Origin of the sequence: Dryocola mayonis (genome assembly GCF_051307045.1) — a bacterium.
In the GTDB taxonomy this organism is placed as follows: Bacteria; Pseudomonadota; Gammaproteobacteria; order Enterobacterales; family Enterobacteriaceae; genus Dryocola.
In genome coordinates this window covers 639,848-666,283 of sequence record NZ_CP150452.1, presented here as the reverse complement: position 1 = coordinate 666,283, position 26,436 = coordinate 639,848, and the positions used below count along the sequence as shown (strand labels likewise).

17 protein-coding genes and 3 pseudogenes are annotated in these 26,436 nt (G+C 58.0%); 13 read left to right on the top strand and 7 right to left on the bottom strand.

The features are described 5' to 3' along the window. The first annotated feature begins 302 nt into the window (after positions 1–302). The 6 genes and pseudogenes from araB (at position 303) to rluA (ending at position 10,474) form a co-directional block, all read left to right on the top strand. Positions 303–2,009: a ribulokinase gene (araB, locus tag WLO32_RS03250; protein ID WP_435947178.1), complete on the top strand. Its 1,707-nt coding sequence runs from the start codon at positions 303–305 to the stop codon at positions 2,007–2,009. 10 nt (positions 2,010–2,019) lie between these two features. Continuing rightward, positions 2,020–3,522, top strand: a complete 1,503-nt coding sequence (gene araA, locus WLO32_RS03245) for an L-arabinose isomerase (RefSeq protein WP_435947177.1) — start codon at positions 2,020–2,022, stop codon at positions 3,520–3,522. A gap of 107 nt (positions 3,523–3,629) precedes the next feature. Then, entirely contained in the window at positions 3,630–4,325 is a 696-nt protein-coding gene (araD, locus tag WLO32_RS03240; protein ID WP_435947176.1) for an L-ribulose-5-phosphate 4-epimerase, read from the top strand. A gap of 76 nt (positions 4,326–4,401) precedes the next feature. Next, positions 4,402–6,763, top strand: a pseudogene (polB, locus tag WLO32_RS03235) (DNA polymerase II). Positions 6,764–6,908: 145 nt separating this feature from the next. Continuing rightward, positions 6,909–9,815 carry an RNA polymerase-associated protein RapA gene (gene rapA, locus WLO32_RS03230; RefSeq protein ID WP_435947175.1) on the top strand — a complete coding sequence of 969 codons (2,907 nt, stop codon included), beginning with the start codon at positions 6,909–6,911 and terminating at the stop codon, positions 9,813–9,815. Further along, on the top strand, positions 9,815–10,474 hold the full coding sequence (gene rluA / locus WLO32_RS03225; RefSeq protein ID WP_435947174.1) for a bifunctional tRNA pseudouridine(32) synthase/23S rRNA pseudouridine(746) synthase RluA: 660 nt from the start codon (positions 9,815–9,817) through the stop codon (positions 10,472–10,474). Before rapA ends, rluA begins: the two co-directional genes overlap by 1 nt. Before the next feature lie 89 nt (positions 10,475–10,563). On the opposite strand, the gene djlA is transcribed toward rluA, so the two are convergent. Next, complete coding sequence (gene djlA, locus WLO32_RS03220; RefSeq protein ID WP_435947173.1) at positions 10,564–11,376, bottom strand: co-chaperone DjlA; 813 nt, start codon at positions 11,374–11,376, stop codon at positions 10,564–10,566. A 182-nt stretch (positions 11,377–11,558) separates the two neighbouring features. On the opposite strand from djlA, the gene lptD reads away from it, so the two are divergent. From lptD to apaH, 6 genes and pseudogenes are all read left to right on the top strand, one after another. After that, positions 11,559–13,937, top strand: coding sequence for an LPS assembly protein LptD (gene lptD / locus WLO32_RS03215; RefSeq protein ID WP_435947172.1), 2,379 nt, complete (start codon positions 11,559–11,561; stop codon positions 13,935–13,937). A 56-nt stretch (positions 13,938–13,993) separates the two neighbouring features. Further along, positions 13,994–15,287 (top strand): annotated as a pseudogene (surA, locus tag WLO32_RS03210) (peptidylprolyl isomerase SurA). Then, complete coding sequence (pdxA, locus tag WLO32_RS03205) at positions 15,280–16,269, top strand: 4-hydroxythreonine-4-phosphate dehydrogenase PdxA (RefSeq protein ID WP_435947171.1); 990 nt, start codon at positions 15,280–15,282, stop codon at positions 16,267–16,269. Before surA ends, pdxA begins: the two are co-directional and overlap by 8 nt. Next, complete coding sequence (rsmA, locus tag WLO32_RS03200; protein ID WP_435947170.1) at positions 16,266–17,090, top strand: 16S rRNA (adenine(1518)-N(6)/adenine(1519)-N(6))-dimethyltransferase RsmA; 825 nt, start codon at positions 16,266–16,268, stop codon at positions 17,088–17,090. Before pdxA ends, rsmA begins: the two co-directional genes overlap by 4 nt. Positions 17,091–17,092: 2 nt before the next feature. Then, a complete protein-coding gene (apaG, locus tag WLO32_RS03195) occupies positions 17,093–17,470 on the top strand; it encodes a Co2+/Mg2+ efflux protein ApaG (RefSeq protein ID WP_121266984.1) in 378 nt (125 codons plus the stop codon). A 4-nt stretch (positions 17,471–17,474) separates the two neighbouring features. Beyond that, positions 17,475–18,326 (top strand): bis(5'-nucleosyl)-tetraphosphatase (symmetrical) ApaH, encoded by an 852-nt coding sequence (apaH, locus tag WLO32_RS03190; RefSeq protein WP_435947169.1) that lies wholly within the window; start codon positions 17,475–17,477, stop codon positions 18,324–18,326. Between the two features lie 32 nt (positions 18,327–18,358). Here the strand turns inward: apaH and folA are convergent, their stop codons facing one another. Continuing rightward, positions 18,359–18,838, bottom strand: a complete 480-nt coding sequence (gene folA / locus WLO32_RS03185; protein ID WP_121266986.1) for a type 3 dihydrofolate reductase — start codon at positions 18,836–18,838, stop codon at positions 18,359–18,361. A gap of 270 nt (positions 18,839–19,108) precedes the next feature. On the opposite strand from folA, the gene WLO32_RS03180 reads away from it, so the two are divergent. Then, positions 19,109–19,723, top strand: coding sequence for a LysE family transporter (locus WLO32_RS03180; RefSeq protein WP_435948235.1), 615 nt, complete (start codon positions 19,109–19,111; stop codon positions 19,721–19,723). A 30-nt stretch (positions 19,724–19,753) separates the two neighbouring features. Here WLO32_RS03180 and kefC read toward each other — a convergent pair whose 3' ends face one another. The 5 genes and pseudogenes from kefC to carB all read right to left on the bottom strand — a co-directional run bounded on the left by kefC (position 19,754) and on the right by carB (position 26,434). Continuing rightward, on the bottom strand, positions 19,754–21,613 hold the full coding sequence (gene kefC, locus WLO32_RS03175) for a glutathione-regulated potassium-efflux system protein KefC (RefSeq protein WP_435947168.1): 1,860 nt from the start codon (positions 21,611–21,613) through the stop codon (positions 19,754–19,756). Next, positions 21,606–22,136, bottom strand: coding sequence for a glutathione-regulated potassium-efflux system oxidoreductase KefF (kefF, locus tag WLO32_RS03170; RefSeq protein ID WP_435947167.1), 531 nt, complete (start codon positions 22,134–22,136; stop codon positions 21,606–21,608). The genes kefC and kefF overlap by 8 nt, the downstream gene beginning before the upstream one ends. A 103-nt stretch (positions 22,137–22,239) precedes the next feature. Beyond that, the gene (locus WLO32_RS03165) at positions 22,240–22,473 is read right to left on the bottom strand and encodes a YgdI/YgdR family lipoprotein (RefSeq protein WP_435947166.1); all 234 of its coding nucleotides are present in this window, start codon (positions 22,471–22,473) and stop codon (positions 22,240–22,242) included. Between the two features lie 122 nt (positions 22,474–22,595). Next, on the bottom strand, positions 22,596–23,084 hold the full coding sequence (locus WLO32_RS03160) for a toxin-antitoxin system YwqK family antitoxin (RefSeq protein ID WP_435947165.1): 489 nt from the start codon (positions 23,082–23,084) through the stop codon (positions 22,596–22,598). Positions 23,085–23,208: 124 nt separating this feature from the next. Beyond that, positions 23,209–26,434, bottom strand: a pseudogene (carB, locus tag WLO32_RS03155) (carbamoyl-phosphate synthase large subunit). Positions 26,435–26,436 lie beyond the last annotated feature (2 nt).

Sequence of the window (26,436 nt, the reverse complement as noted above, 5' to 3'; positions counted from 1 at the left end):
TGTCCATATCCGTGACTGAGTTCTCATCGCCCCCGGCTACATTTTCACAAACAGGCTGATTTTTATCAGAAAGCCGCGATCCGCACGCCCTGATGCTTTTTAACGGGCCGCCGCATGCTTTTATGAAGTTAACCAAAGTGTCTATAACAGTGGCAGAAAAGTCCACATCGAATATTTGCGGGGCGTCACATTTCGCGCGCCCATAGCTATTTTATCCATAACTACAGCGATTAAGACCTGACCCTTTCCGGCGGCAAAACCTACTGTTCATTACATAAGTGTTTACCGTCTGGAGTAAAAAAATGTCGATTGCGCTGGGCCTCGATTTTGGCAGCGACTCTGTGCGCGCCTTAGCAGTGGATTGTGAAAACGGAAGCGAACTGGCCACAAGCGTAGAGTGGTATCCCCGCTGGCAGGAGGGCCGCTACTGCGATGCCGCCCGCAACCAGTTCCGCCACCATCCACGGGATTATATTGAGTCAATGGAGCGGGCGCTGAAAACGGTGCTGCAGGAGCTGAACGCCGAGCAGCGCGACGCCGTCTGCGGCATTGGCGTGGACAGCACCGGCTCGACGCCCGCGCCGATAGACGCGGACGGCAACGTGCTCGCCCTTAACCCCGAGTTTGCCGACAATCCGAACGCCATGTTCGTGCTGTGGAAGGACCACACCGCGGTTGAAGAGGCCGAAGCTATTACCCGCCTGTGCCACACACCCGGCAAAAATGATTACTCGCGCTACATCGGCGGCATTTATTCCAGCGAATGGTTCTGGGCCAAAATTCTCCACGTGACCCGTGCGGATCGACAGGTCGCCCAGGCCGCGGCCTCGTGGATTGAACTTTGCGACTGGGTGCCCGCCCTGCTTTCCGGCACCACGCGCCCGCAGGACATACGCCGCGGCCGCTGCAGCGCGGGCCATAAATCTCTCTGGCACGAAGACTGGGGCGGGCTGCCGGCCGCAAGCTTCTTTGACGATCTCGACCCGCTAATCAATCAGAACCTTGCGTACCCGCTGTTCAGCGACACCTGGACTGCCGATATTCCGGTCGGCAATCTTTCCGCCGAATGGGCCCAACGCCTTGGCCTGCCGCAAAGCGTGGTGATTTCCGGCGGCGCTTTCGACTGCCATATGGGCGCGGTCGGCGCGGGCGCGCAGCCGAATACGCTGGTGAAAGTCATCGGCACCTCCACCTGCGACATCCTGATCGCCGATAAGCCGACCGTGGGCGAGCGCGCCGTTAAAGGAATCTGCGGGCAGGTGGACGGCAGCGTGGTGCCTGATTTTATCGGCCTGGAAGCAGGCCAGTCCGCCTTTGGCGATATGTACGCCTGGTTTGGACGCGTGCTCGGCTGGCCTCTGGAACAGCTGGCGCAGCAGCATCCTGAACTGCGCAGCCAAATCAACGCCGCTAAAAAACAGCTGCTGCCCGAGCTGACCGAAGCCTGGGCAAACAATCCCTCGCTGGACCATCTGCCGGTGGTGCTGGACTGGTTTAACGGACGCCGCACCCCGAACGCCAACCAGCGCCTGAAGGGCGTGATTACCGATTTGAACCTGGCGACCGATGCGCCGGCGCTGTTCGGCGGGCTGATCGCCGCTACCGCCTTTGGCGCGCGGGCCATTATGGAGTGCTTCACCGAACAGGGCATCCCGGTTAACAACGTGATGGCGCTGGGCGGCATCGCCCGTAAATCGCCGGTCATCATGCAGGTGTGCTGCGACGTGCTAAACCGCCCGCTGCAGATTGTCGCCTCCGACCAGTGCTGCGCGCTTGGCGCGGCGATTTTTGCCGCCGTTGCCGCAGGCAAACACGCGAATATTTCACAGGCGCAGCAGGCGATGGCGAGCCCAATCGAAAGCACTCTGCAGCCGCTCGCCCGGCGCGCCGAGCGGTTTGAGCAGCTTTACCGCCGCTACCAGCAGTGGGCCATCAGCGCGGAACAACACTATCTCCCTTCAGCGCCCGCAACGGCGAGCAACGCCCTTCAGGCTGCGACAACCCATTAAGGACAGGATGATGAACGTTTTTGAACAGTACGAAGTGTGGTTTGTGATCGGTAGCCAGCATCTTTATGGCCCGGAAACGCTGCGCCAGGTGACCCAAAACGCCGGGCAGGTGGTGAACGCGTTGAATAAAGAAGCCGGCCTGCCGTGCAGGCTGGTGCTCAAGCCTCTCGGCACCACGCCGGATGAAATCACAGCGATTTGCCGCGACGCCAGCTACGACGATAAATGTGCCGGCATGGTGGTGTGGCTGCACACCTTCTCGCCGGCCAAAATGTGGATTAACGGCCTGAGCATCCTCACTAAGCCGCTGCTGCAGTTCCATACCCAGTTTAATGCGCAGATCCCGTGGGACAGCATCGATATGGACTTTATGAACCTGAACCAGACCGCCCACGGCGGCCGCGAGTTCGGTTTTATCGGCGCGCGCATGCGTCAGCAGCATACCGTTGTGACCGGCCACTGGCAGGACCCGCAGGCGCACCGGCGCATCGGCGCGTGGATGCGCCAGGCCGTATCTAAACAGGATACCCGCAGGCTGAAGGTCGTGCGCTTCGGCGACAACATGCGTGAAGTCGCGGTCACCGACGGGGATAAGGTTGCCGCCCAGATGAAATTCGGCTTCTCGGTCAATACCTGGGCGGTAGGCGACCTGGTGGCGGTGGTTAACGCCGTCAGCGACGGCGACGTGAACGCGCTGGTGGACGAGTACGAAAGCAGCTATCGCCTGACGCCCGCCGCGCAGCTAAACGGCGAAAAGCGTCAAAACGTGCTGGATGCGGCCCGAATCGAGCTGGGAATGAAAAAGTTCCTGCTCGACGGGGGCTTCCACGCCTTTACCACCACCTTTGAAGACCTGCACGGCCTTAAACAGCTGCCGGGGCTGGCCGTTCAGCGCCTGATGCAGCAGGGCTACGGCTTTGCGGGGGAAGGCGACTGGAAAACCGCCGCCCTGCTTCGCATTATGAAGGTGATGTCGAGCGGCCTGAACGGCGGCACCTCCTTTATGGAGGACTACACCTATAACTTCGAAAACGGCAACGATATGGTGCTCGGCTCGCACATGCTGGAGGTCTGTCCTTCTATCGCGCTTGCGGAAAAACCCATCCTTGACGTACAGCACCTCGGCATCGGCGGCAAGGCGGATCCGGCGCGCCTGATCTTCTCCACCCAAACGGGCCCGGCGGTAAACGCCAGCCTTATCGATCTGGGCGATCGTTTCCGCCTGCTGGTGAACTGCGTGGATGTCGTCGAAGCTCCGCACCGGTTGCCAAAGCTGCCGGTTGCCAACGCGCTGTGGAAAGCCCAGCCGGATCTGCCTACCGCATCCGAAGCCTGGATCCTTGCGGGCGGCGCGCACCATACCGTTTTCAGCCAGGCGCTGACGCTGGACGACATGCGTTTGTTCTCCGAGCTGCACGGCATCGAGCTTGCCGTTATCGACAGCGAAACGCGCCTGCCGGCGTTCAAAGACGCCCTGCGCTGGAACGAGGTTTATTACGGCTTTAAACGCTGATTCGCCATCCTTTTTGTAGGGCGGGCAGGCATAGCGCCGCCCGCCGATAGATGAGAGCGGTGGATGGCGCTTTGCTTATCCGTCCTCTAAAAAGTCCGGGACTCAATATGTTAGAAGATCTAAAACGGCAGGTGCTGGAAGCGAATCTGGCGCTCCCGCAGCACAATCTGGTAACCCTGACCTGGGGCAACGTCAGCGCGGTGGATCGCGAGCGCGGCGTGCTGGTAATCAAACCGTCAGGCGTTGAGTACGGCATCATGACCGCCGGGGATATGGTGGTGGTAAGCCTGGCGACGGGCGAAGTGGTGGAAGGTGGCAAGAAACCGTCGTCAGATACGCCGACCCATCGCCTGCTGTATCAGCGTTTTCCGCATATCGGCGGCATCGTTCATACCCACTCGCGCCATGCCACTATCTGGGCGCAGGCCGGGCAGTCTATTCCGGCCACCGGCACCACCCACGCCGACTACTTCTACGGCGCCATTCCCTGCACGCGTAAAATGACCGATGAAGAGATAGCCGGCGACTATGAGTGGCAAACCGGGGAGGTTATCGTGCAGACCTTCGCCGAACGCGGAATAGATGCGCTTCAGATGCCCGGCGTGCTGGTGCATTCCCACGGCCCTTTCACCTGGGGCAAGGATCCGCAGGAGGCCGTACACAACGCCATCGTGCTCGAAGAGGTAGCCTATATGGGCATTTTCTGCCGCCAGCTGGCGCCGGAAATGGCCGCGATGCAGCAGACATTGTTAGACAAGCATTACCTGCGTAAGCACGGCGCCAGGGCCTATTACGGCCAGTAAGCACTGTACATAAAAGCAGTAATCTCCGGCGAAGTGGGCTATAATCAGACCACTTTTCCTTTTAAGAGAATACAGCGTGTCGCAAGCTCGGCAGGGGTTTTTGTTAACGCGCCACTGGCGAGATACCCCGCGTGGCACAGAGGTGGATTTCTGGCTGGCAACGGATGAAGGCCCGGTTAAAGTGCGCCTGCCGTACCAGGAATCCGTCGCTTTTATTCCGCAGTCGCAGCAAAGCGAAGCCGAACGTCTGCTTGCCGGCGAAAGCCAGTATCGCCTTACCCCGCTCCCCTTAAAAGACTTCCAACGTCAGCCCGTTAGCGGTCTCTACTGCCGCCAGCACCGTCAGTTAATGCGCCTTGAAAAACTCCTGCGCGACGGCGGCGTAAAGGTGTATGAAGCCGATATCCGCCCGCCGGAACGCTTTTTGATGGAGCGTTTTATCACCGCACCCGTCTGGTTTAGCGGCGAGGAGCGCAGCGGCGAGATAACCGAAACCCGCCTTAAGCCCGCTCCGGGGTATCGCCCCCCGCTGAAATGGGTTTCGCTGGATATTGAAACCAACCGGCACGGCGAACTCTACTGCATCGGGCTTGAAGGCTGTGGGCAGCGCATCGTCTATATGCTCGGCCCGGAAAACGGCGACGCAAGCGAACTGGATTTTACCCTCGAGTACGTTGCCAGCCGTCCGCAGTTAATTGAAAAGCTCAACGCCTGGTTTGCCCATCACGATCCCGACGTGCTGATCGGCTGGAACGTGGTGCAGTTCGATTTACGCATGCTGCAGAAGCTGGCCGAGCGCTATCAGGTGCCGCTGCGGCTTGGCCGCGGCAACAGCGTGCTGGAGTGGCGCGAACACGGCTTTAAGCAGGGCGTGTTCTTCGCCCAGGCGCCGGGACGAGCGATCGTTGACGGCATCGATGCGCTGAAATCGGCCTTCTGGAATTTCTCTTCATTCTCTCTGGAGGCCGTTTCCCGGGAGCTGCTCGGCGAAGGCAAGTCGATAGATAATCCCTGGGACAGGATGGATGAAATTAACCGCCGCTTTGCGCAAGACAAGCCGGCGCTGGCGAAGTACAACCTCAAAGATTGCGAGCTGGTCACGCGAATTTTCCATAAAACCGAGCTGATGCCTTTTCTGCTGGAGCGAGCCTCGGTTAACGGCCTGCCGCTGGACAAGCACGGCGGCTCCGTGGCGGCTTTTAGCCACCTTTATATTCCGCGCATGCACCGCGCCGGCTATGTCGCCCCGAATCTGGGAGCGATCCCGCCGCAGGCCCAGCCCCGGCGGCTACGTTATGGACTCACGTCCCGGCCTGTATGATTCGGTGCTGGTGCTGGATTACAAGAGCCTGTATCCGTCGATCATCCGCACCTTTCTTATCGATCCGGTCGGGCTGGTCGAAGGCATGGCGCATCCCGAGCCGCAGCGGGCGGTCGAAGGTTTTCTCGGCGCCCATTTCTCCAGAACCACCCACTGCCTGCCGGAGATCGTCGGCCAGATCTGGCATGGCCGCGACGAAGCGAAACGCCAGGGAAATAAGCCGCTTTCCCAGGCGCTGAAGATCATTATGAACGCCTTTTACGGCGTGCTGGGCACCAGCGCCTGCCGCTTCTTCGATCCGCGTCTTGCCTCATCGATCACCATGCGCGGGCACCAGATCATGCGCAAAACCAAAGAGCTTATCGAATCCCAGGGCTTTGACGTGATTTACGGCGACACCGATTCCACCTTCGTGTGGCTGAAGAAAGCCCATTCAGAAGAAGACGCCGCCCGCATAGGCCAACGGCTGGTCGGCCACGTCAACGAATGGTGGTCGCGGCATCTGCGGGAAACGCAGCAGCTAAACAGCGCGCTTGAAATCGAGTTCGAATCCCATTTTTGCCGCTTCCTGATGCCAACCATTCGCGGCACCGTGGAAGGCAGCAAAAAACGCTACGCGGGGATGATTCAGGAAGGCGAGAAGCAGCGCATGGTGTTTAAAGGCCTGGAGACGGTGCGCACGGACTGGACGCCGCTGGCCCAGCAGTTCCAGCAGACGCTCTACCTGCGGGTTTTCCGCAACGAGCCCTATCAGGACTATATTCGCGAGACGATAGCCAGCCTGATGGCCGGCGAGCTGGACGATCGGCTCGTCTATCGCAAAAGGCTGCGTCGCCCGCTTAGCGAGTATCAAAAAAACGTGCCGCCGCATGTGCGCGCCGCGCGCCTCGCCGACGAGCACAATCAGCGGCTTGGCCGGCCCGCCCAGTATCAAAACCGGGGCACTATTCAATACGTGATGACGTTAAACGGGCCGGAGCCCGTGGACTACCAGCAGTCGCCGCTGGATTACGATCACTACCTCACCCGCCAGCTTCAGCCGGTGGCGGAAGGAATTTTACCTTTCCTTGAGGATGACTTTGCTACACTGATGACAGGGCAATTAGGGCTATTTTGACGGTGACTATCTTGTTTCCTTCCAGTACCATAGCGCCCTCCTGAAACATCCATGTACCTGCTTATTGAACTGCCGCCCCCTTTTGCGCGCGGCGGTTATGCTATTGCCTGCAAATCTTAGTAACTGATAATAGAGTCGAAATCTTATGCCTTTTACACTTGGTCAACGTTGGATCAGCGATACCGAAAGCGAACTGGGACTGGGGACCGTCGTCGCAGTAGACCCAAGGATGGTTACCCTGCTTTTCCCTGCCACCGGTGAAAATCGTCTGTATTCCAGGAATGACTCGCCTATCACCCGCGTGATGTTTAATCCGGGCGATACCGTCACCAGCCATGAAGGCTGGCAACTCAAAGTTGATGAAGTTAAAGAAGAAAAAGGCTTACTCGCCTACGTTGGCACCCGTCTGGATACCGAAGAGGCCAACACCATGCTGCGCGAGGTTTTCCTCGACAGCAAGCTGGTCTTCAGCAAGCCGCAGGACCGTCTGTTTGCCGGCCAGATTGACCGCATGGACCGTTTTGCCCTGCGTTTCCGCGCGCGCAAATACCAAAGCGAGCAGTACCGCCAGCCGTGGAGCGGCCTGCGCGGCATGCGCACCAGCCTCATCCCGCACCAGCTGAATATCGCCCACGACGTGGGCCGTCGCCATGCGCCGCGCGTCCTGCTGGCGGACGAAGTGGGCCTCGGAAAAACCATCGAAGCCGGGATGATCCTGCACCAGCAGCTGCTGGCCGGCAGCGCCGAGCGCGTGCTGATCGTGGTGCCGGAAACCCTGCAGCACCAGTGGCTGGTTGAAATGCTGCGCCGCTTTAACCTGCGCTTCGCGCTGTTTGACGACGAGCGCTACGCGGAAGCCCAGCACGACAGCGATAACCCGTTCGAAACCGAACAGCTGGTGATCTGCTCCCTTGATTTTGTGCGCCGCAGCAAGCAGCGCCTTGAGCACCTGTGCGACGCCGAGTGGGATTTAATGGTGGTCGACGAAGCTCACCATCTGGTGTGGAGCGAAGACGCCCCCAGCCGTGAGTATCAGGCCATCGAACAGCTTGCCGAGCGCGTGCCCGGCGTGCTGCTGCTAACCGCAACGCCTGAACAGCTGGGTATGGAAAGCCACTTTGCGCGTCTGCGCCTGCTGGACCCAAGCCGCTTCCACGATTTTGAGCAGTTTGTCGAAGAACAGCAAAACTACCGCCCTGTCGCGGACGCCGTCGCGCTGCTGCTGGCCGGCAACCATCTGACCGACGATCAGTTAAACACCCTGTGCGATCTTATCGGCGAGCAGGACATTGAGCCGCTGCTGCAAACCGCCAACAGCGACCGCGAAGGCAGCGAGAGCGCGCGTCAGGAACTGATTTCCATGCTGATGGACCGCCACGGCACAAGCCGCGTGCTGTTCCGTAATACCCGTAACGGCGTGAAAGGCTTCCCGAAACGCGAGCTGCACACCATCCGTCTGCCGCTGCCGACGCAGTACCAGACGGCTATCAAGGTGTCGGGGATTATGAGCGCGCGTAAGTCTGTCGAAGACCGCGCCCGCGACATGCTCTACCCGGAGCAGATTTATCAGGAGTTTGAAGGCGACAGCGGCACCTGGTGGAACTTCGATCCGCGCGTTGACTGGCTGATGGGCTACCTGACCAGCCACCGCTCTCAGAAGGTGCTGGTGATTTGCGCGAAAGCCGCCACCGCCCTGCAGCTGGAACAGGTTCTGCGCGAGCGCGAAGGCATTCGGGCGGCCGTGTTCCATGAAGGCATGTCGATTATCGAGCGTGACCGCGCCGCCGCCTGGTTTGCGGAAGAAGACACCGGCGCCCAGGTGCTGCTGTGTTCTGAAATCGGCTCCGAAGGCCGTAACTTCCAGTTCGCAAGCAACCTGGTGATGTTCGACCTGCCGTTTAACCCGGACCTGCTGGAACAGCGCATCGGGCGTCTGGACCGCATCGGCCAGGCCCACGACATCCAGATCCACGTGCCCTACCTTGAAAAGACCGCGCAGTCGGTGCTTGTGCAGTGGTATCACGAAGGGCTGGACGCCTTTGAGCACACCTGTCCGACGGGCCGCGCTATTTACGACAGCGTTTATACGCAGCTGATTCAATACCTCGCCGCGCCAGAAAATACCGCCGGTTTCGACGAGCTCATCAAGCAGTGCCGCGAACAGCACGACGCGCTGAAGCTGCAGCTCGAGCAAGGCCGCGACCGCCTGCTGGAAATCCACTCCAACGGCGGCGAGAAATCTCAGGCGCTGGCCGAGGCGATTTCCGCCCAGGACAACGACACCGGGCTGGTGAGCTTCGCCCTGAACCTGTTTGACATCGTCGGCATCAATCAGGACGATCGCGGCGACAACATGGTCGTGCTGACCCCTTCCGATCACATGCTGGTGCCTGATTTCCCGGGCCTGCCGGAAGACGGCTGCACCATAACCTTCGAGCGCGATGTGGCGCTGTCGCGCGAAGACGCGCAGTTTGTCACCTGGGAACACCCGATTATCCGCAACGGCCTGGATCTGATCCTTTCCGGCGATACCGGCAGCTGCGCCCTTTCGCTGCTGAAAAATAAGGCGCTGCCGGTGGGCACGCTGCTGCTGGAACTGGTGTACGTCGTGGAGGCGAAAGCGCCGAAGCAGCTGCAGCTTAACCGCTTCCTGCCGCCGACGCCGGTTCGTATGCTGGTGGACAAAAACGGCACCAACCTCGCAGGCCAGGTGGAGTTTGAAAGCTTCAACCGCCAGCTGAGCGCGGTAAACCGCCATACCGGCAGCAAGCTGGTGAACGCGGTGCAGCAGGACGTGCATGCCATCCTGCAGCTGGCGGAAGAGAAGGTCGAAGCGGCGGCCCAGGTTCTGATTAAAGCCGCGCGCGAAGAGGCGGACGAGAAGCTCAGCGCGGAGCTCTCCCGACTCGAGGCGCTAAAAGCCGTTAACCCGAACATTCGCGATGACGAGCTGGAAGCTATTGAAGCCAACCGTCTGCAGGTGCTTGAGAGCCTCGCGCAGGCAAACTGGCGCCTGGACGCGCTGCGTCTGGTCGTGGTGACGCACCAGTAATGATAATGGAACCCTACAACCCGCCGAAGGATCCCTGGCTGGTCATCCTTTATCAGGATGAGCATATTATGGTGGTCAACAAGCCTTCGGGCCTGTTGTCCGTGCCGGGGCGTCTTGATGAGCATAAAGACAGCGTGATGACGCGCATCCAGCGTGACTTCCCGCTGGCGGAATCGGTGCACCGGCTGGATATGGCTACCAGCGGCGTGATCGCCGTGGCGTTGACCAAGGCTGCCGAACGCGAGCTGAAACGCCAGTTTCGCGAGCGGGAGCCGAAGAAGCAGTATGTGGCGAGGGTGTGGGGTCATCCGCAGCCGGAAGAGGGGCTGGTGGACCTGCCGCTGATTTGCGACTGGCCGAACCGGCCTAAGCAGAAGGTGTGCTACGAAACCGGCAAGTCTGCGCAGACGGAATATCAGGTGCTGGAGTATGCGGCGGATAATACCGCCCGCATCCTTTTAAAACCCATTACCGGGCGTTCGCACCAGCTGCGCGTGCATATGCAGGCGCTGGGGCACCCTATTCTCGGAGACCGCTTCTACGCGACCCCGGAAGCGCGGGCGCTAGCGCCGCGTTTACAGCTGCATGCGGAAATGCTGACCATCACCCATCCCGCTTACGGCACGCCGATGACGTTCCGCGCGCCGGCGGACTTCTGATGACGCCCTAAGGTGGATGGCGCTACAGCTTATCCACCTTATCCTTAACCTTGCAGGGCGGGTAAGCGCCAGCGCCACCCGCCACAAACTTACTTAAAACCCTTCGCCGTCTTTATCAAATCGTAGGCCTTCTGGATTTCCTGGGCTTTCTGCTTCGCCATCTGCATCATCTCCGGCGGCAGCCCTTTAGCCACCAGCTTGTCCGGGTGATGCTCGCTCATGAGTTTGCGGTAGGCGCGCTTGATGACCGCCGGGTCATCGCCGCTCTTCACGCCCAGCACGTTGCAGGCGTCCTCAAGCGTCGGGCCGCGCTGTTGCTGCTGGAAACCGCCTTCCTGCCGCTGGCTATAGCCGCCGCCAAACTGCTGGCCGCCTTCCATCATGCGCAGGAACTGATCGAACTGCAGGCGTGAAATGCCGAGTTCTTCCGCAATCACATAAAGCACCTGACGTTCGTTAGGGTGCAGCGAGCCGTCGGCAAAGGCCGCCTGAATCTGAATTTCCAGAAACATCCTAATCAAATCAAAACGGCCAAAACAGACGCTGCGCAGCTGGCGCATTTTCTCGCGCAGCGGATAGCCGTTCTCTTTGCCGGTGCGAAATGCGTGCTGCGCCGCGCTTCTTGCGTTGCCGTGCAGCTGCATCTGGTCCATCAGCAGGGAGGCTATCTGAATATCCGCCTCGGTAACGCGTCCTTTCGATTTGGTCAGATGGCCCATCACCTCAAAGGTGGTGCTAAAAAACAGCGACTGACGCTGCTGTTGATTAGAAAACCAGGCGCTGCGGCGGCTGCGCACCTTATCGATCGTATGACCAATCAGCAAGCCTAACACCACGCCCCAGAAGCCACCGCCCATAATAAGTGCTATTGCGACACCGAGTACTTTTCCCCAATACTGCATATACTCCCCAAATCGTCATGCTGTCGGCTAGAATTTGCTTTATCATACCCGTCATTGATAGCGGTGCCTAACGGCCGCGCGCTAACGGGCAGGATTAACACTAGCGCTGTGGTGATGAGTAAGTTAGTCTCTGACCGTTTGCCGACGCTAAGCCATTGATGATGGAACAACGAATAACACGTATGAAAAAACGTATTCCCACCTTGCTGGCCACCCTGATTGGCTCAGCGCTTTATAGCCAACAAGGTCTGGCTGCCGATCTTGCCTCGCAGTGTATGCTTGGCGTACCCAGCTATAATCGCCCGTTGATCGCAGGCGACACGAATAACCTGCCGGTTACGATTAATGCTGACCATGCGAAAGGCGATTATCCTGACAACGCGGTATTTACCGGCAACGTGGATATTCAGCAAGGCAACAGTCGTCTGCAATCCGATGAGGTTCAGCTGCATCAAAAGCAGGTCGAAGGACAGCCCGACCCCGTACGTACGGTGGACGCGTTGGGTAATGTGCACTACGACGACAATCAGGTCATCCTGAAAGGTCCTAAAGCCTGGTCTAACTTAAACACCAAGGACACCAACGTCTGGGAAGGCGACTACCAGATGGTCGACCGCCAGGGCCGCGGCACGGCCGACGTGATGAAACAGCGCGGCAATAACCGCTACACCATCCTTGATAACGGGACTTTCACCTCCTGCCTGCCGGGCTCCAACACCTGGAGCGTAGTGGGAAGCGAAGTGATTCAGGACCGCGAAGAGCAGGTCGCTGAAATCTGGAACGCCCGCTTTAAGCTTGGCCCGGTGCCGGTGTTCTACAGCCCTTATTTGCAGTTGCCGATCGGCGATAAACGCCGCTCCGGCTTCCTGATTCCCAGTGCGAAATACAGCACCACGAACTACTTTGAGTTTTCGCTTCCGTACTACTGGAACATCGCGCCGAACTTCGATGCCACCATCACGCCGCACTATATCGATAAGCGCGGCGGCATCCAGTGGCAGAATGAATTCCGTTACCTGACCCAGGCGGGTGCCGGCCTGATGGAGTTCGACTACCTGCCGTCTGACGACGAGTATAAAAACGAGTCTGGCGTTCAGCCCGGTGAAAGCGATCGCCGCTGGCTATTCTACTGGCGCCATAGCGGCGTTATGGATCAGGTCTGGCGCTTCAACGTCGACTACACCAAAGTCAGCGATGATAAGTATTTTAATGACTTCACCTCGCAGTACGGCTCCAGCACCGACGGCTACGCGACGCAAAAATTCAGCGTCGGCTATGCTGTGCAAAACTTTGACGCAACGATTTCAAGCAAGCAGTTCCAGGTGTTTGATTCCCAGCGTACGCGTAACTCCTACCGTGCCGAACCGCAGTTGGACGTCAACTACTACCAGAATGACGTCGGGCCTTTCGATACGCGCATCTACGGCCAGGCAGTAAAATTCACCAACGTGAATGAAAACCTGCCGGAAGCCACGCGTCTGCACGTAGAGCCAACAATCAGCCTGCCGTTATCCAACGGCTGGGCAAGCCTGAATACCGAAGCCAAGGTCATGGCTACGCATTATCAGCAGACCAACCTGGATGAGTACCGCTACTACGTCAGAAATAGCGCAACCAGCCTTGCCGCGGCCAACAAGCTCGACGGAACCGTTAACCGTACCCTGCCGCAGTTCAAAATGGACGGTAAGCTGATTTTCGACCGCGATATGGACTCGGTCGCCGGCTGGACGCAAACTCTGGAACCGCGCGCTCAGTATCTTTATGTCCCTTATAAAGATCAGAGCAATATTAATAACTATGACTCGTCCCTGCTGCAGTCCGACTATAACGGCCTGTTCCGCGACAGAACCTATGGCGGTCTGGACCGTATTGCCTCCGCAAACCAGGTTACTACCGGCTTAACCTCGCGTATTTATGATGATGCGTCGATTGAACGTTTTAACGTTTCTGCGGGTCAAATCTACTACTTCACCCAGTCGCGTACCGGCGATGATAATATCAACTGGGAGAAGGATAAGCAGACGGGCTCCGTGGTCTGGGCGGGTGACACCTACTGGCGCGTAACCGACCGCTGGAATTTACGCGGCGGCCTGCAATACGACGCGCGTCTTGATAACGTTGCGACCGGTAACGGCGTGATTGAATATCGTCGCGACGTCGACCGTATGGTGCAGCTGAACTACCGCTATGCCAGCCCGGAATATATTCAGGCAACGCTGCCGAGCTTTGCGACGGCAAGCCAATATAAAAAAGGCATTTCGCAGGTGGGTATGACGGCAAGCTGGCCGGTTGTCGATCGCTGGTCGGTTGTCGGCGCGTACTACTACGACACCAACGCGCAACAGGTGGCAGACTCCCTGCTTGCCGTGCAGTACAGCTCATGCTGTTATGCTATTCGCGTCGGCTACGAGCGTAAAATTAACGGCTGGGAAGACAATCAAAGCAAATACGACAACGTATTCGGCTTTAACATCGAGTTACGCGGCCTGAGTTCGAACTATGGCCTGGGCACACAGCAGATGTTGCGTTCTAACACTCTGCCGTATCAAAGCTCGATGTAATTCACTTTGACTTGAAAACGTAATCCGCTTTGCGGCTAAGTAAAAATGGAAAAAGTATGAAGAACTGGAGAACGCTGCTTCTTGGTATCGCCCTGGCGGCGAATACTACCTTCGCGGCGCCACAAGTGGTCGACAAAGTAGCAGCCGTAGTAAACAACGGCGTAGTCCTTGAAAGCGATGTCGATGGCTTAATGCAATCGGTAAAACTCAATGCTCAACAAGCGGGCCCAGCAGCTGCCGGATGACAACACGCTGCGCCATCAGATCCTGGAACGTCTGATCATGGACCAGATAGTCCTGCAGATGGGCCAGAAAATGGGCGTGAAAATCACCGACGAGCAGCTTGATAAAGCGATTGCGGACATTGCCGCGCAGAACAAAATGAGCATGGATCAGATGCGTAGCCGTCTGGCCTATGACGGCATCAATTACAGCACCTATCGCGAACAGATTCGTAAAGAGATGACCATCTCCGAGGTGCGCAATAACGAAGTGCGCCGTCGCGTCACCATTCTGCCGCAGGAGGTTGATTCTCTGGCGCAGCAGGTCGGCAGCCAGAACGACAGCAGCACGGAGCTGAACCTGAGCCACATCCTGATCCCGCTGCCGGAAAACCCAACCTCCGATCAGGTTGACGAAGCGGAGAAACAGGCGCGTGATATCGTTTCGCAGGCGCAAAACGGCGCGGACTTCGGCAAGCTTGCTATCACCTATTCAGCCGACCAGCAGGCGCTGAAAGGCGGCCAGATGGGCTGGGGCCGTATCCAGGAGCTGCCGTCAATTTTCGCCCAGGCGCTGTCCACCGCGAAAAAAGGTGACGTCATCGGGCCGGTGCGTTCCGGCGTGGGCTTCCACATCCTGAAGGTGAACGATCTGCGCGGCCAGAGCCAAAGCGTTTCCGTAACCGAAGTGCATGCCCGTCACATTCTGCTTAAGCCGTCGCCGATCCTGACCGATCAGCAGGCGCGTCTGAAGCTTGAGCAAATCGCAGCCGATATTAAGAGTGGCAAAACCACCTTTGATAAGGCCGCAAAAGAGTTCTCTGACGATCCTGGCTCCGCTAATCAGGGCGGCGATCTCGGCTGGTCTTCTCCGGACGTCTACGATCCGGCCTTCCGCGACGCCATCATGAAACTCGGCAAAGGCCAGACCAGCGCGCCGGTGCACTCTTCCTTCGGCTGGCATTTGATTGAACTGCTGGATACCCGCAAGGTCGACAAGACCGACGCGGCGCAGAAAGATCGCGCGTACCGCATGCTGTTTAACCGTAAGTTCTCCGAAGAAGCGCAGACCTGGATGCAGGAACAGCGTGCCGGCGCTTACGTGAAGATTAACGGCAGCAATGGCTAATGTCTTTCGCGTGACCCTTACTCCCGGCGAACCCGCCGGGATTGGTCCCGACCTGGTCGTCGCGCTCGCGCAGCGCGACTGGCCTGTTGAACTGGTCGTCTGCGCAGCCCCTGAACTCCTGCTTGAACGAGCAGCCCTGCTCGGCCTGCCGCTTGTCCTTCAGCCTTATCAGCCTCATCTGCCGGCCGCGCCTCAGGCCGCGGGAACCTTAACCATCCTGCCGCTCGCTCTGCGCGCCCCTGTCGTGCCCGGCCAGCTGGACGTGCGTAACAGCGCTTATGTTGTAGAAACGCTGGCCCGCGCCTGCGATGGCTGCCTTAACGGTGAGTTTGCGGCGTTGATTACCGGGCCGGTGCACAAAGGCATCATCAACGACGCCGGCATCCCGTTTATCGGCCATACGGAATTTTTTGAAGAACGCTCGCACAGCGAAAAAGTGGTGATGATGCTGGCAACCGAAGAGCTGCGGGTGGCGCTGGCAACGACGCATCTGCCGCTCAAAGCGATTAGCGATGCCGTCACGCCAGATTTATTACGCCAGATAATCTCTATCCTGTATCATGACCTGCAAACTAAGTTTGGTATTGCGCGGCCTCACGTGCTGGTATGCGGCCTCAATCCCCATGCGGGAGAAGGCGGCCATATGGGCACCGAAGAGATTGATACCATTATTCCGGTACTCGAAGAGATGCGCGCGCAGGGGATGAACCTCTCAGGCCCGCTGCCGGCTGATACGCTTTTTCAGCCTAAGTATCTCGACCACGCCGATGCGGTACTGGCGATGTATCACGACCAGGGCCTGCCGGTATTAAAATACCAGGGCTTTGGCCGCGCGGTGAATATCACCTTAGGCTTACCTTTTATCCGCACCTCGGTTGACCACGGGACCGCTCTTGAACTTGCAGCCCGGGGAAAAGCCGACGTCGGCAGTTTTATTACGGCGCTTAATCTCGCCATCAAAATGATTGCTAATACTCAATGAATACTCGCGTCCACCAGGGCCACCTTGCCCGTAAACGTTTTGGACAAAACTTCCTTAATGACCAGTTCGTTATCGACAGTATTGTTTCCGCTATTAATCCGCAGAAAGGCCAGGCGATGGTTGAAATCGGCCCCGGCCTCGGTGCATTAACCGAGCCTGTGGGTGAACGCCTGGACGAAATGACCGTTATCGAACTCGACCGCGATCTGGCGGCCCGCCTGCAGACGCATCCTTTCCTGGCCCCTAAGCTGACGATTTATCAGCAGGATGCCATGACCATGGACTTTGGCGAGCTGTCCAAAAAAATCGGCCAGCCGCTGCGCGTATTCGGCAACCTGCCGTATAACATCTCTACGCCCTTGATGTTCCATCTCTTTAGCTATACTGATGCCATTGCGGACATGCATTTCATGCTGCAAAAAGAAGTGGTGAATCGTCTGGTTGCGGGCCCAAACAGTAAGGCGTATGGTCGTTTATCGGTAATGGCGCAATACTACTGCAACGTTATCCCGGTGCTCGAAGTGCCGCCAACGGCCTTCACGCCCGCGCCGAAAGTGGATTCGGCGGTCGTACGCCTGATTCCTCATGCGACGATACCGCACCCGGTAAAAGAGCTGCGCGTGTTAAGCCGCATTACTACGGAAGCGTTTAACAAGCGCCGTAAAACGATTCGCAACAGCCTGGGTCATCTGTTCAGCGCAGAGGTCATGGCGGAACTGGGTGTCGATGCGACCCTGCGCGCTGAGAACATCTCGGTCGCCCAGTATTGCCGGCTGGCAAACTATCTGGCTGAAAACCCGCAGCAGCCGAAGGAGAGTTAACGATGTTAAATTCGCCCCGCGTATGCGTTCAGGTACAGAGCGTTTATATCGAATCCCAGTCCTCCCCCGAGAACGAACGTTTCGTCTTTGCTTATACCGTAACCATCCGCAACCTGGGGCGAACGCCGGTGCAGCTGCTTGGCCGTTACTGGCTTATTACCAACGGCAACGGCCATGAAACCGAGGTGCAGGGCGAAGGCGTCGTCGGCGTCCAGCCCCATATCGAGCCGGGCAACGAATACAGCTATACCAGCGGCGCGGTGCTTGAAACGCCGCTGGGCACCATGCAGGGCCATTACGAAATGGTCGATTCTCAGGGCGAGGCTTTCCGCGTCGCCATTCCCGTCTTCCGTCTGGCCATTCCAGCCTTCATTCACTGATACGATGTCTACATACCTGATTGGCGACGTTCACGGTTGCTACGATGAACTCATAGCCCTACTGCAGCAGGTTGAGTTTACGCCTGGCAAAGATACCTTATGGCTTACGGGCGATCTTGTCGCGCGGGGGCCGGGCTCGCTTGAAGTGTTGCGCTACGTCCGCGATCTGGGCGACAGCGTGCGCATGGTGCTTGGCAACCATGACCTGCACCTGCTGGCGGTTTACGCCGGCATCAGCCGCAACAAGCCGAAAGATCGCGTCTCACAGCTGCTTGAAGCGCCGGACGCGGACGAGCTGCTCAACTGGCTGCGCCGCCAGCCGTTGATTCAGGTCGACGAAGAGAAAAAGCTGGTTATGGCGCATGCCGGGATCACTCCGCAGTGGGATATCGATACGGCTATCGCCTGCGCCCGGGACGTGGAGGCGGTGCTTTCAAGCGACAGCTATCCGCTGTTTCTCGACGCCATGTATGGCGATATGCCAAACAACTGGTCGCAGGAGCTTAGCGGCCTCGCCCGCCTGCGTTTTATTACCAACGCCCTTACCCGTATGCGCTACTGCTTCCCGAACGGCCAGCTGGATATGTACTGCAAAGACACGCCGGAAAGCGCGCCTGCGCCGCTTAAACCCTGGTTTGCTATTCCAGGGCCGGTGACGGATGCCTGGTCAGTCATCTTTGGCCATTGGGCCTCCCTTGAAGGCAAGGGGACGCCGGAAGGCGTTTACGGGCTGGATACCGGCTGCTGCTGGGGCGGAGAGCTAACCTGCCTGCGCTGGGAAGATAAAACGTATTTTGTTCAGCCGTCGAATCGCAAAGCCGAACTCGGCGGCGGCGAAACGGCCGTAGCGTCATAAAAAAAGCCCGGTTAATACCGGGCTTTTTACTTTTAGCGACGTTCCAGCACTTCGAAACAGTAGCCGTGCGAGTTGTTCTCGTCGGCGTCGTGGAATTCGCTGAACGTTGACTGCCACTCGTCCGGATCGTAATCAGGGAAGTGCGTGTCGCCTTCCACTTCCGCATCAATATGCGTCAGGTACAGGCGCTGAGCTTTCGGCAGGAACTGCTCATAGACGCGCCCGCCGCCAATCACCATGATCTCTTCGGCATCGCCGCAGGCTTTGATCGCCTCATCAACGGAGCCGACCCACTCGACGCGATCGTCAGTGCCCGGTTTGCTGCTGATAACGATGTTCTTGCGGCCGGGTAACGGGCGGCCAATAGATTCCCATGTCAAACGTCCCATCACGACCGGTTTATTTAACGTATTACGTTTAAACCAGGCCAGATCGGCCGGTAAGTTCCAGGGCATGGCGTTTTCCATGCCAATAACGCGATCTACCGCTAAAGCAGCAATCAGACTGATCATTCTGTTAACCCAAGGCTGGTGAAAAAATTGCCGCCACTATACGTAAAGCGCATTCTTTCGTCGACTGCCCTTACCCTTCGCGACAAAAATTATTTTTGTTCTGCTACCTTGGGCAAAGAGTGCTTTCTTCCTTGCCCTAATACGAACAAAGGGTTAGCAAAAATTTCTCAGGCGATCGTTGAAATAGCGCTTATCCGTCACGGCGGCCACTATAAGTTTATGCAATGGCTGAGGTATAGTTTGCTTTTATTCTCTGCGCTGGACTTCGTCATGCTGGAAACCACTCTTTTTGTCGCCACCATTGCCACGTTGGGCATGCTCTCCCCCGGTCCTGATTTCTTCCTGGTGATAAAAAACGCCGCTCGCTACACGCGTTCGGCGGCAATGATGACCTCCCTTGGGGTAATAAGCGGCGTGGCCACGCATATGACCTACTGCGTCGCCGGTCTCGCCGTCGTCATTACCACCACTCCGTGGCTGTTCGGCCTGCTGAAATACGCCGGCGCGGCGTATTTAGTCTGGGTTGGCCTGCACGCTCTGTTCTCCCGCGGCGGCAGCAAAATGGACGTCAGCCAGATTGCCCGTCAGGAAACCACGCTCAAAAAAGCCTTTTTGCAGGGCTACCTGTGCAACCTGCTCAATCCCAAAGCCACGCTGTTCTTCCTGTCGATTTTCACCCAGGTGTTAAGCGTCAATTCCGGCATGCTGGATAAAATGTGGTATGCGGGCGTTATCCTTATGCTCTCCGTTATCTGGTGGCCGCTGCTGGTGGTGTTAATCCAGAGCGCGCCGGTACGCCTTGGCCTCGCAAAGGCGCAGAAAATAGTTGATAAGCTGCTGGGCGGAATGCTGGTTGCGCTGGGAATTAAGGTCGCGCTGAGCTAAAAAAATGCTCCCGTCAGGGAGCATATTGTCTTAATTCTCAGGTTTTGCTGGCGGCTCATCCGCCAGCCTGCCGGAATGAACCCCTTCTTCCGTTCCCTGCCAGCCGTGCCGCTGGATAACGTTCAGATGCGCGCGGTCTTCGTTAATCACTTCGGTCAACATGGCGCTGGTGCGTTTAAGCACGTCTGCGCGGGCGGGCATATCCGCGGCGGCGACCATCTCTTCCACCATTTGCATATTGAAGCGCCGGAAATGATCGGCGCGCTCGCGCGCCTCATAGCTTCCCACTCCCAGGCCTTCCAGCGCGCGGCGCCCCACCTTCAGCGCGCTCTCAAAGGTTTCACGCTCCGGCTGCCCCACGCCCGCCTGACGCAGACGGATAAAGTGATCAAGGTCCCGCGCCCTGGCGATAACCTGCAGATGCGGGAAATGCTCCTGCGCCAGTTCGGAAAGCTGGATATTGGCATCGGGATCGTCGATGGCGTTGATCAGCACTTCCGCTTTTGCCGCGCCGGCAGACTCAAGCAGGTCAACGCGCGTGGCGTCGCCGTAAAATACTTTGGTGCCGAATTTACGCAGCGTTTCGATATGATCCGGGTCGTGATCGAGCACCACCATTTTTACGCCGCTGGTGAGCAACAAACGGCCGGCGATCTGCCCGAAGCGGCCAAAGCCCGCAACGATCACCCGCGGCTGCTCTTCGTCGATCTCATCCGCCTCGCGCGCCTGCTCTTTGCCCGCTTTTTCCAGGCGGCTGAGCAATACCAGCAGCAGCGGCGTTGCGGCCATGGAGAGCGCGACGGCAAGCGTAAGGGATTTCGCCCAGCCGTCGTCGAGCACTTCCGCCATTCTTGCGGCGCCGAAAATCACGAAGGCGAACTCGCTGCCCTGTCCCAGCAAAACGGCAAACCAGCCGCGCTGCTTACGCGGTACTTTTAAAGGCCCGGCGATAAGCCACAGCATCAGCGTTTTGATAATCAGGAAGCCTGCCAGCAGCGCAAGAATGCGCAGCGGGTTTTGCACCAGCGTGCCGAAGTCTATCGACATGCCGACGCCGATAAAGAACAGCCCAAGCAGCAGCCCCTTAAACGGCTCGATATCGCTTTCCAGCGCGTGACGGTATTCCGAACTTGCCAGTAAAACTCCCGCCAGGAACGCCCCCATCGCCATCGACAAGCCGGCTTCTTCAAGCAGCAGGCCAAAACCGAAGACGAGGAAAAGCGCGACGGCGCTGAACACCTCGCGCAGGCCGGAGCGGGCAACAAAGCGTAATACCGGGCGCGTAACGTAGCGTCCAAGTACCACCACCAGCGCCAGCGCGCCTGCCACCTTCAGGGCCGAAATAGAAAATGCGGCGAAAGTTGTGGTCGCGCCGCTGCTCGCCAGCAGCGGGATCATCGCCACCAGCGGAATAGCGGCAATATCCTGGAACAACAGCACCGCAAAGGCGCTGCGCCCCATCTGCGAAATGGTCAGGTTACGCTCGTTCATGGCCTGCATAGCAATCGCCGTGGAAGAGAGCGCAAGGGTCAGGCCGATCAATATCGCCACCTGCCAGCGCAGCCCCATCAGCGTACAGAATAAGCCGAGTAACAGCCCGCAGGCCGCCATTTGCAGCAATCCGCCGCCGAACACCGAGGCACGCAGCGTCCACAGGCGACGCGGATCCAGCTCCAGCCCGATGACAAACAGCATCAGCACCACGCCAATCTCTGCAAAATGCAAAATCGCCCCGGCGTCCGTCACCAGCCGCAGCCCCCAGGGGCCGATGATGCAGCCGGCAATCAGGTAGCCGAGCACCGAACCTAAGCCCAGCCGTACCGCCACCGGCACGATCAGCGCGGCGGAGCCGAGATAGATCAGCGCCTGAATCATGCTATGGCTATCCATGGTTCGCCTCCAGCCAGTCTGACAAACGCTGCTTATAAAGCCCTGCCTGCGCGTCGAGCGTATTCTCGTCGCACACGAAGGTGAAATGAATGGCGAAAGCCGGCAGCCACTTCATGCCGCAGTAAAGCGCCGTCGCCTGCAAAGGCTGGCCCAGCACCTCGAAGCCGGGATGGTCGCCCAGTTCGAAATGGCCTTTTCCGCCGCCGGTGGTCACCGCCCACATAACGTTTTTATCGCGCAGCGCGGTGCCGCCGCGGCCATAGGCCCAGCCGTGGGCGAGGACTTTATCTATCCACAGTTTCATCAGCGGCGGCATGCTGTACCACTGCATCGGATGCTGCCAGATAACGAGATCCGCGCGCCCGAGCGCTTGCTGTTCCGCTGCGATATCAATATTGAAATCCGGATAAAGTTCATAGAGCGAACGGACTTCCACACCGGGCAGCGACGTGGCCTGCTCGATCATTTTACGGTTGGCGTGGGAGTGTTGCGGATAGGGATGCGCATAGATAATTAGGATCATGAATTAGCCTGTTGTTTTACTGCCTTCTTTTCCCAAAGGAGTGTAGTCAGTAATTCAGCAGGCTAATAGTCAATATTGCCGGCGGGCTAAAGGGGAAGCTGAATTAGTTATCCAGTTCGCCCATTGATTTAACCTGATCGCGATTGATTTGCTCGGTCTGGCCGGTTTCCGCGTTTTTATAAGAGACCAGGCCGGTATCGTCATCAACCTGCGGCTTGCCGTCGGTGACGATAGTTTTGCCATCGGTCGTTTTTACCGCCTGGTTAGAGGAACAGCCGGCAACGGTAAACAGCGTCGCGGCGGCAAATACGGAGGCCATCAGAATTTTGTTTTGCATTTTATTCTCCCTGTTTGTAAGCATTTTTCATTACCTGACTCAAAACTTTAGCAGACTCTTCCAGCTGCGGTGGAAAATGCAGAACTCTCTGAGGCCCGGCCGCCGCAGGCGAGGAGGTCAGCTTAACTTTTCTGCGCAAAACCGTCTTTATAAACCACCGTTTGCACAACCTTGCCGCTGGCATCGTAGGTTTTCGCTTCGCCGTTCGCCACGCTCCCTTTATAGGTAATGGTCGTACGCAGCTTGCCGTCCTGCGTGTAGCCCTGAGAAAGCCCTTCCGCTTTACAGTCCACCAGCGGCGTGTGGGTTCTTAGCTGTCCGTTTGGATAGTAGATATCCAGATAGTCATTGAAGCAGCGGTTTTTAACGTTGGTTTCGAACTTCTTATTGCCGTTGTCGTATTTCTCAACAAGCTTGCCCTCAGGCACCTTATCCGCCACGCTAACCACCGGCACCGCTAGCTTTTTCTGCGGCGTCAGGTCGTCCTGTAATCCTTTTGCATAATCCGGCGTCATTCCCATCGCATCGATGGTATTGGTTACCGAGGAAGAAAATTCCGCGCAGCCAGACAGCAGCAGGGCCAGAGACAGAAAAGTCATTGAACGTTGCACAACAAACTCCTTTTTAGGTATTACCGTAACATGTAATTAACGGAACGAAGATACAACCGCCAATATTGGTGGTTAAGGCAATAAAAAACCCGCCGAAGCGGGTTCAGAAATTAAGCCGGGGGGCTTATTTTGCAATTTGCGCGTGCATTTCCTGCACGGAAATCACCTTCTCGGTGGCATCGGCGTTCAGCGCCATCGCGGTGGCAAAGCCGCCGTTCAGCGTGGTGTCGTAATGCACTTTATACTGCAGCGCGCTGCGGCGAATCAGCTTGGAGTCTTCAATCGCCTGGCGGCCGGCGGTGGTGTTGATGATATAGGTGTACTCGCCATTCTTGATACGGTCCTGAATGTGCGGACGACCTTCATGCACCTTGTTCACCAGCCGCGGGTTAATACCCGCTTCACCCAGCACGATAGCCGTACCGTGGGTAGCGTCCAGCTCGAAGCCCTGCTTAAGCAGCTTGGCGGCGAGATCCACCACGCGCTCTTTATCGCCTTCGCGCACGGAGAGCAGCGCGCGGCCAGGCTTACGCATGGTGGACTGGCTGCCGAGCATCGCCTTCGAGAAGGCTTCCGCGAAGGTGCGGCCTACGCCCATCACCTCGCCGGTAGAGCGCATCTCTGGCCCCAGCAGCGGGTCAACGCCCGGGAACTTGTTGAACGGCAGCACCACTTCCTTCACCGAGTAGTAAGGCGGGATGATTTCTTTGGTTACGCCCTGCTCGACCAGCGTTTTGCCGACCATCACGCGCGCGGCCACTTTCGCCAGCGGGATACCGGTAGCCTTCGAAACAAACGGCACGGTACGCGCGGCACGTGGGTTTACTTCAATCAGGTAGACTTCGTTATCCTTCACCGCAAACTGCACGTTCATCAACCCGCGCACCTGCAGTTCGAAGGCCAGCTTCTGCACCTGCTGGCGCATTACGTCCTGAATTTCCTGGCTTAGCGTGTAGGCCGGCAGAGAACACGCGGAGTCGCCGGAGTGCACGCCCGCCTGCTCAATGTGTTCCATGATGCCGCCAATCAGCACGGTTTCGCCGTCGCAGATGGCGTCCACGTCCACTTCCACCGCATCGTCCAGGAAACGGTCCAGCAGCACTGGCGCATCGTTAGACACGCTTACCGCGGTCTGGAAGTAGCGACGCAGGTCCGCTTCGTCATAGACGATTTCCATCGCGCGGCCGCCCAGGACGTAGGACGGACGCACCACCAGCGGATAGCCGATTTGCGCAGCCTTCTCCACGGCCTGTTCGATGGCGGTGACGGTGGCGTTGGCTGGCTGTTTCAGCTTCAGGCGGTCAACCGCATGCTGGAAACGCTCGCGGTCTTCGGCGCGGTCAATCGCATCCGGGCTGGTGCCGATAATCGGCACGCCGGCGGCTTCCAGCTCGCGGGCCAGCTTCAGCGGAGTCTGGCCGCCGTACTGCACGATAACGCCTTTTGGCTTCTCAACGCGGACGATTTCCAGCACGTCTTCGAAGGTGACCGGCTCGAAGTACAGGCGGTCTGAGGTGTCGTAGTCGGTAGAAACGGTTTCCGGGTTGCAGTTAACCATGATGGTTTCATAACCATCTTCGCGCAGCGCAAGCGATGCGTGCACGCAGCAGTAGTCAAACTCAATGCCCTGGCCGATACGGTTTGGCCCGCCGCCCAGCACCATGATTTTATCGCGGTCGTTGTTCGGGTTAGCTTCGCACTCTTCTTCATAGGTGGAGTACATGTACGCGGTGTCGGTGGAGAACTCCGCCGCACAGGTATCGACACGTTTGTAAACCGGGTGCAGCTTGTACTGTTCGCGCAGCTTGCGGATTTCGGATTCGCGAACGCCGGCCAGTTTCGCCAGGCGCGCATCGGCAAAACCTTTACGCTTAAGAACGCGCAGGAAGTCGTGGTCGAGGCCGGTGATGCCGATTTCTTCGACTTTCTCTTCCAGACGCACCAGCTCTTCAATCTGCACCAGGAACCAGCGGTCGATATTGGTCAGGTTGAAGACGCCGTCTACGGACAGGCCCGCACGGAACGCGTCGGCGACGTACCAGATACGCTCGGCGCCGGCGTCCTTCAGCTCGCGGCGGATTTTGGTCAGCGCTTCCGGGTCGTCCAGATTCACTTTTGGATCAAGACCCGTGGCGCCCACTTCCAGGCCGCGCAGCGCTTTTTGCAAAGATTCCTGCTGGGTGCGGCCAATCGCCATGACTTCGCCGACGGATTTCATCTGGGTGGTCAGACGGTCGTTGGCGCCGACGAATTTCTCAAAGTTAAAGCGAGGAATTTTCGTTACGACGTAGTCGATAGAAGGTTCGAACGAGGCCGGCGTTTTACCACCGGTAATGTCGTTCATCAGCTCGTCGAGGGTATAACCCACCGCCAGCTTCGCCGCTACTTTGGCAATCGGGAAGCCGGTTGCCTTTGAGGCCAGCGCGGAAGAGCGCGATACGCGCGGGTTCATCTCGATAACGATCAGGCGGCCGGTTTTCGGGTTGACCGAGAACTGTACGTTGGAGCCGCCCGTCTCTACGCCGATTTCACGCAGCACCGCCATCGAGGCGTTACGCATGATTTGGTACTCTTTGTCGGTCAGCGTCTGGGCCGGCGCGACGGTGATGGAGTCGCCGGTATGGATACCCATCGGGTCGAAGTTTTCGATGGAGCAGACGATGATGCAGTTGTCGTTTTTATCGCGCACCACCTCCATCTCGTACTCTTTCCAGCCGATAAGCGACTCGTCAATCAGCAGCTCTTTGGTCGGCGAAAGATCCAGACCGCGCTCGCAGATTTCTTCGAACTCTTCGCGGTTATAGGCGATGCCGCCGCCGGTGCCGCCCATGGTGAATGAAGGACGGATGATGCACGGATAGCCCACGTCGGCCGCAACGGCCAGCGCCTCTTCCATGTTGTGAGCGATGCCGGAACGCGCGGTATCCAGACCGATTTTCTTCATCGCCACGTCGAAGCGACGACGATCTTCTGCTTTATCAATCGCGTCGGGCCGTCGCGCCAATCATGGTGACGCCGAACTCTTCCAGCACGCCCTGGCGCTCCAGCTCCAGCGCGCAGTTCAGCGCCGTCTGGCCGCCCATGGTTGGCAGCACCGCGTCCGGGCGCTCTTTTTCGATGATTTTACGCACCACTTCCCAGTGAATCGGCTCGATGTAGGTGGCATCGGCCATTTCCGGGTCGGTCATGATGGTGGCCGGGTTAGAGTTCACCAGGATGACGCGGTAGCCCTCTTCGCGCAGCGCCTTACACGCCTGCGCGCCGGAGTAGTCAAACTCACAAGCCTGGCCGATAACAATCGGGCCTGCACCAAGGATCAGGATGCTTTTAATATCTGTACGTTTTGGCATTT

Coding starts and splice junctions, on each gene's coding strand:
- araB (WP_435947178.1), top strand. CDS start 303: ATGTCGATTGCGCTGGGCCTCGATTTTGGCAGCGACTCTGTGCGCGCC.
- araA (WP_435947177.1), top strand. CDS start 2,020: ATGAACGTTTTTGAACAGTACGAAGTGTGGTTTGTGATCGGTAGCCAG.
- araD (WP_435947176.1), top strand. CDS start 3,630: ATGTTAGAAGATCTAAAACGGCAGGTGCTGGAAGCGAATCTGGCGCTC.
- rapA (WP_435947175.1), top strand. CDS start 6,909: ATGCCTTTTACACTTGGTCAACGTTGGATCAGCGATACCGAAAGCGAA.
- rluA (WP_435947174.1), top strand. CDS start 9,815: ATGATAATGGAACCCTACAACCCGCCGAAGGATCCCTGGCTGGTCATC.
- djlA (WP_435947173.1), bottom strand. CDS start 11,376: ATGCAGTATTGGGGAAAAGTACTCGGTGTCGCAATAGCACTTATTATG.
- lptD (WP_435947172.1), top strand. CDS start 11,559: ATGAAAAAACGTATTCCCACCTTGCTGGCCACCCTGATTGGCTCAGCG.
- pdxA (WP_435947171.1), top strand. CDS start 15,280: ATGGCTAATGTCTTTCGCGTGACCCTTACTCCCGGCGAACCCGCCGGG.
- rsmA (WP_435947170.1), top strand. CDS start 16,266: ATGAATACTCGCGTCCACCAGGGCCACCTTGCCCGTAAACGTTTTGGA.
- apaG (WP_121266984.1), top strand. CDS start 17,093: ATGTTAAATTCGCCCCGCGTATGCGTTCAGGTACAGAGCGTTTATATC.
- apaH (WP_435947169.1), top strand. CDS start 17,475: ATGTCTACATACCTGATTGGCGACGTTCACGGTTGCTACGATGAACTC.
- folA (WP_121266986.1), bottom strand. CDS start 18,838: ATGATCAGTCTGATTGCTGCTTTAGCGGTAGATCGCGTTATTGGCATG.
- WLO32_RS03180 (WP_435948235.1), top strand. CDS start 19,109: ATGCTGGAAACCACTCTTTTTGTCGCCACCATTGCCACGTTGGGCATG.
- kefC (WP_435947168.1), bottom strand. CDS start 21,613: ATGGATAGCCATAGCATGATTCAGGCGCTGATCTATCTCGGCTCCGCC.
- kefF (WP_435947167.1), bottom strand. CDS start 22,136: ATGATCCTAATTATCTATGCGCATCCCTATCCGCAACACTCCCACGCC.
- WLO32_RS03165 (WP_435947166.1), bottom strand. CDS start 22,473: ATGCAAAACAAAATTCTGATGGCCTCCGTATTTGCCGCCGCGACGCTG.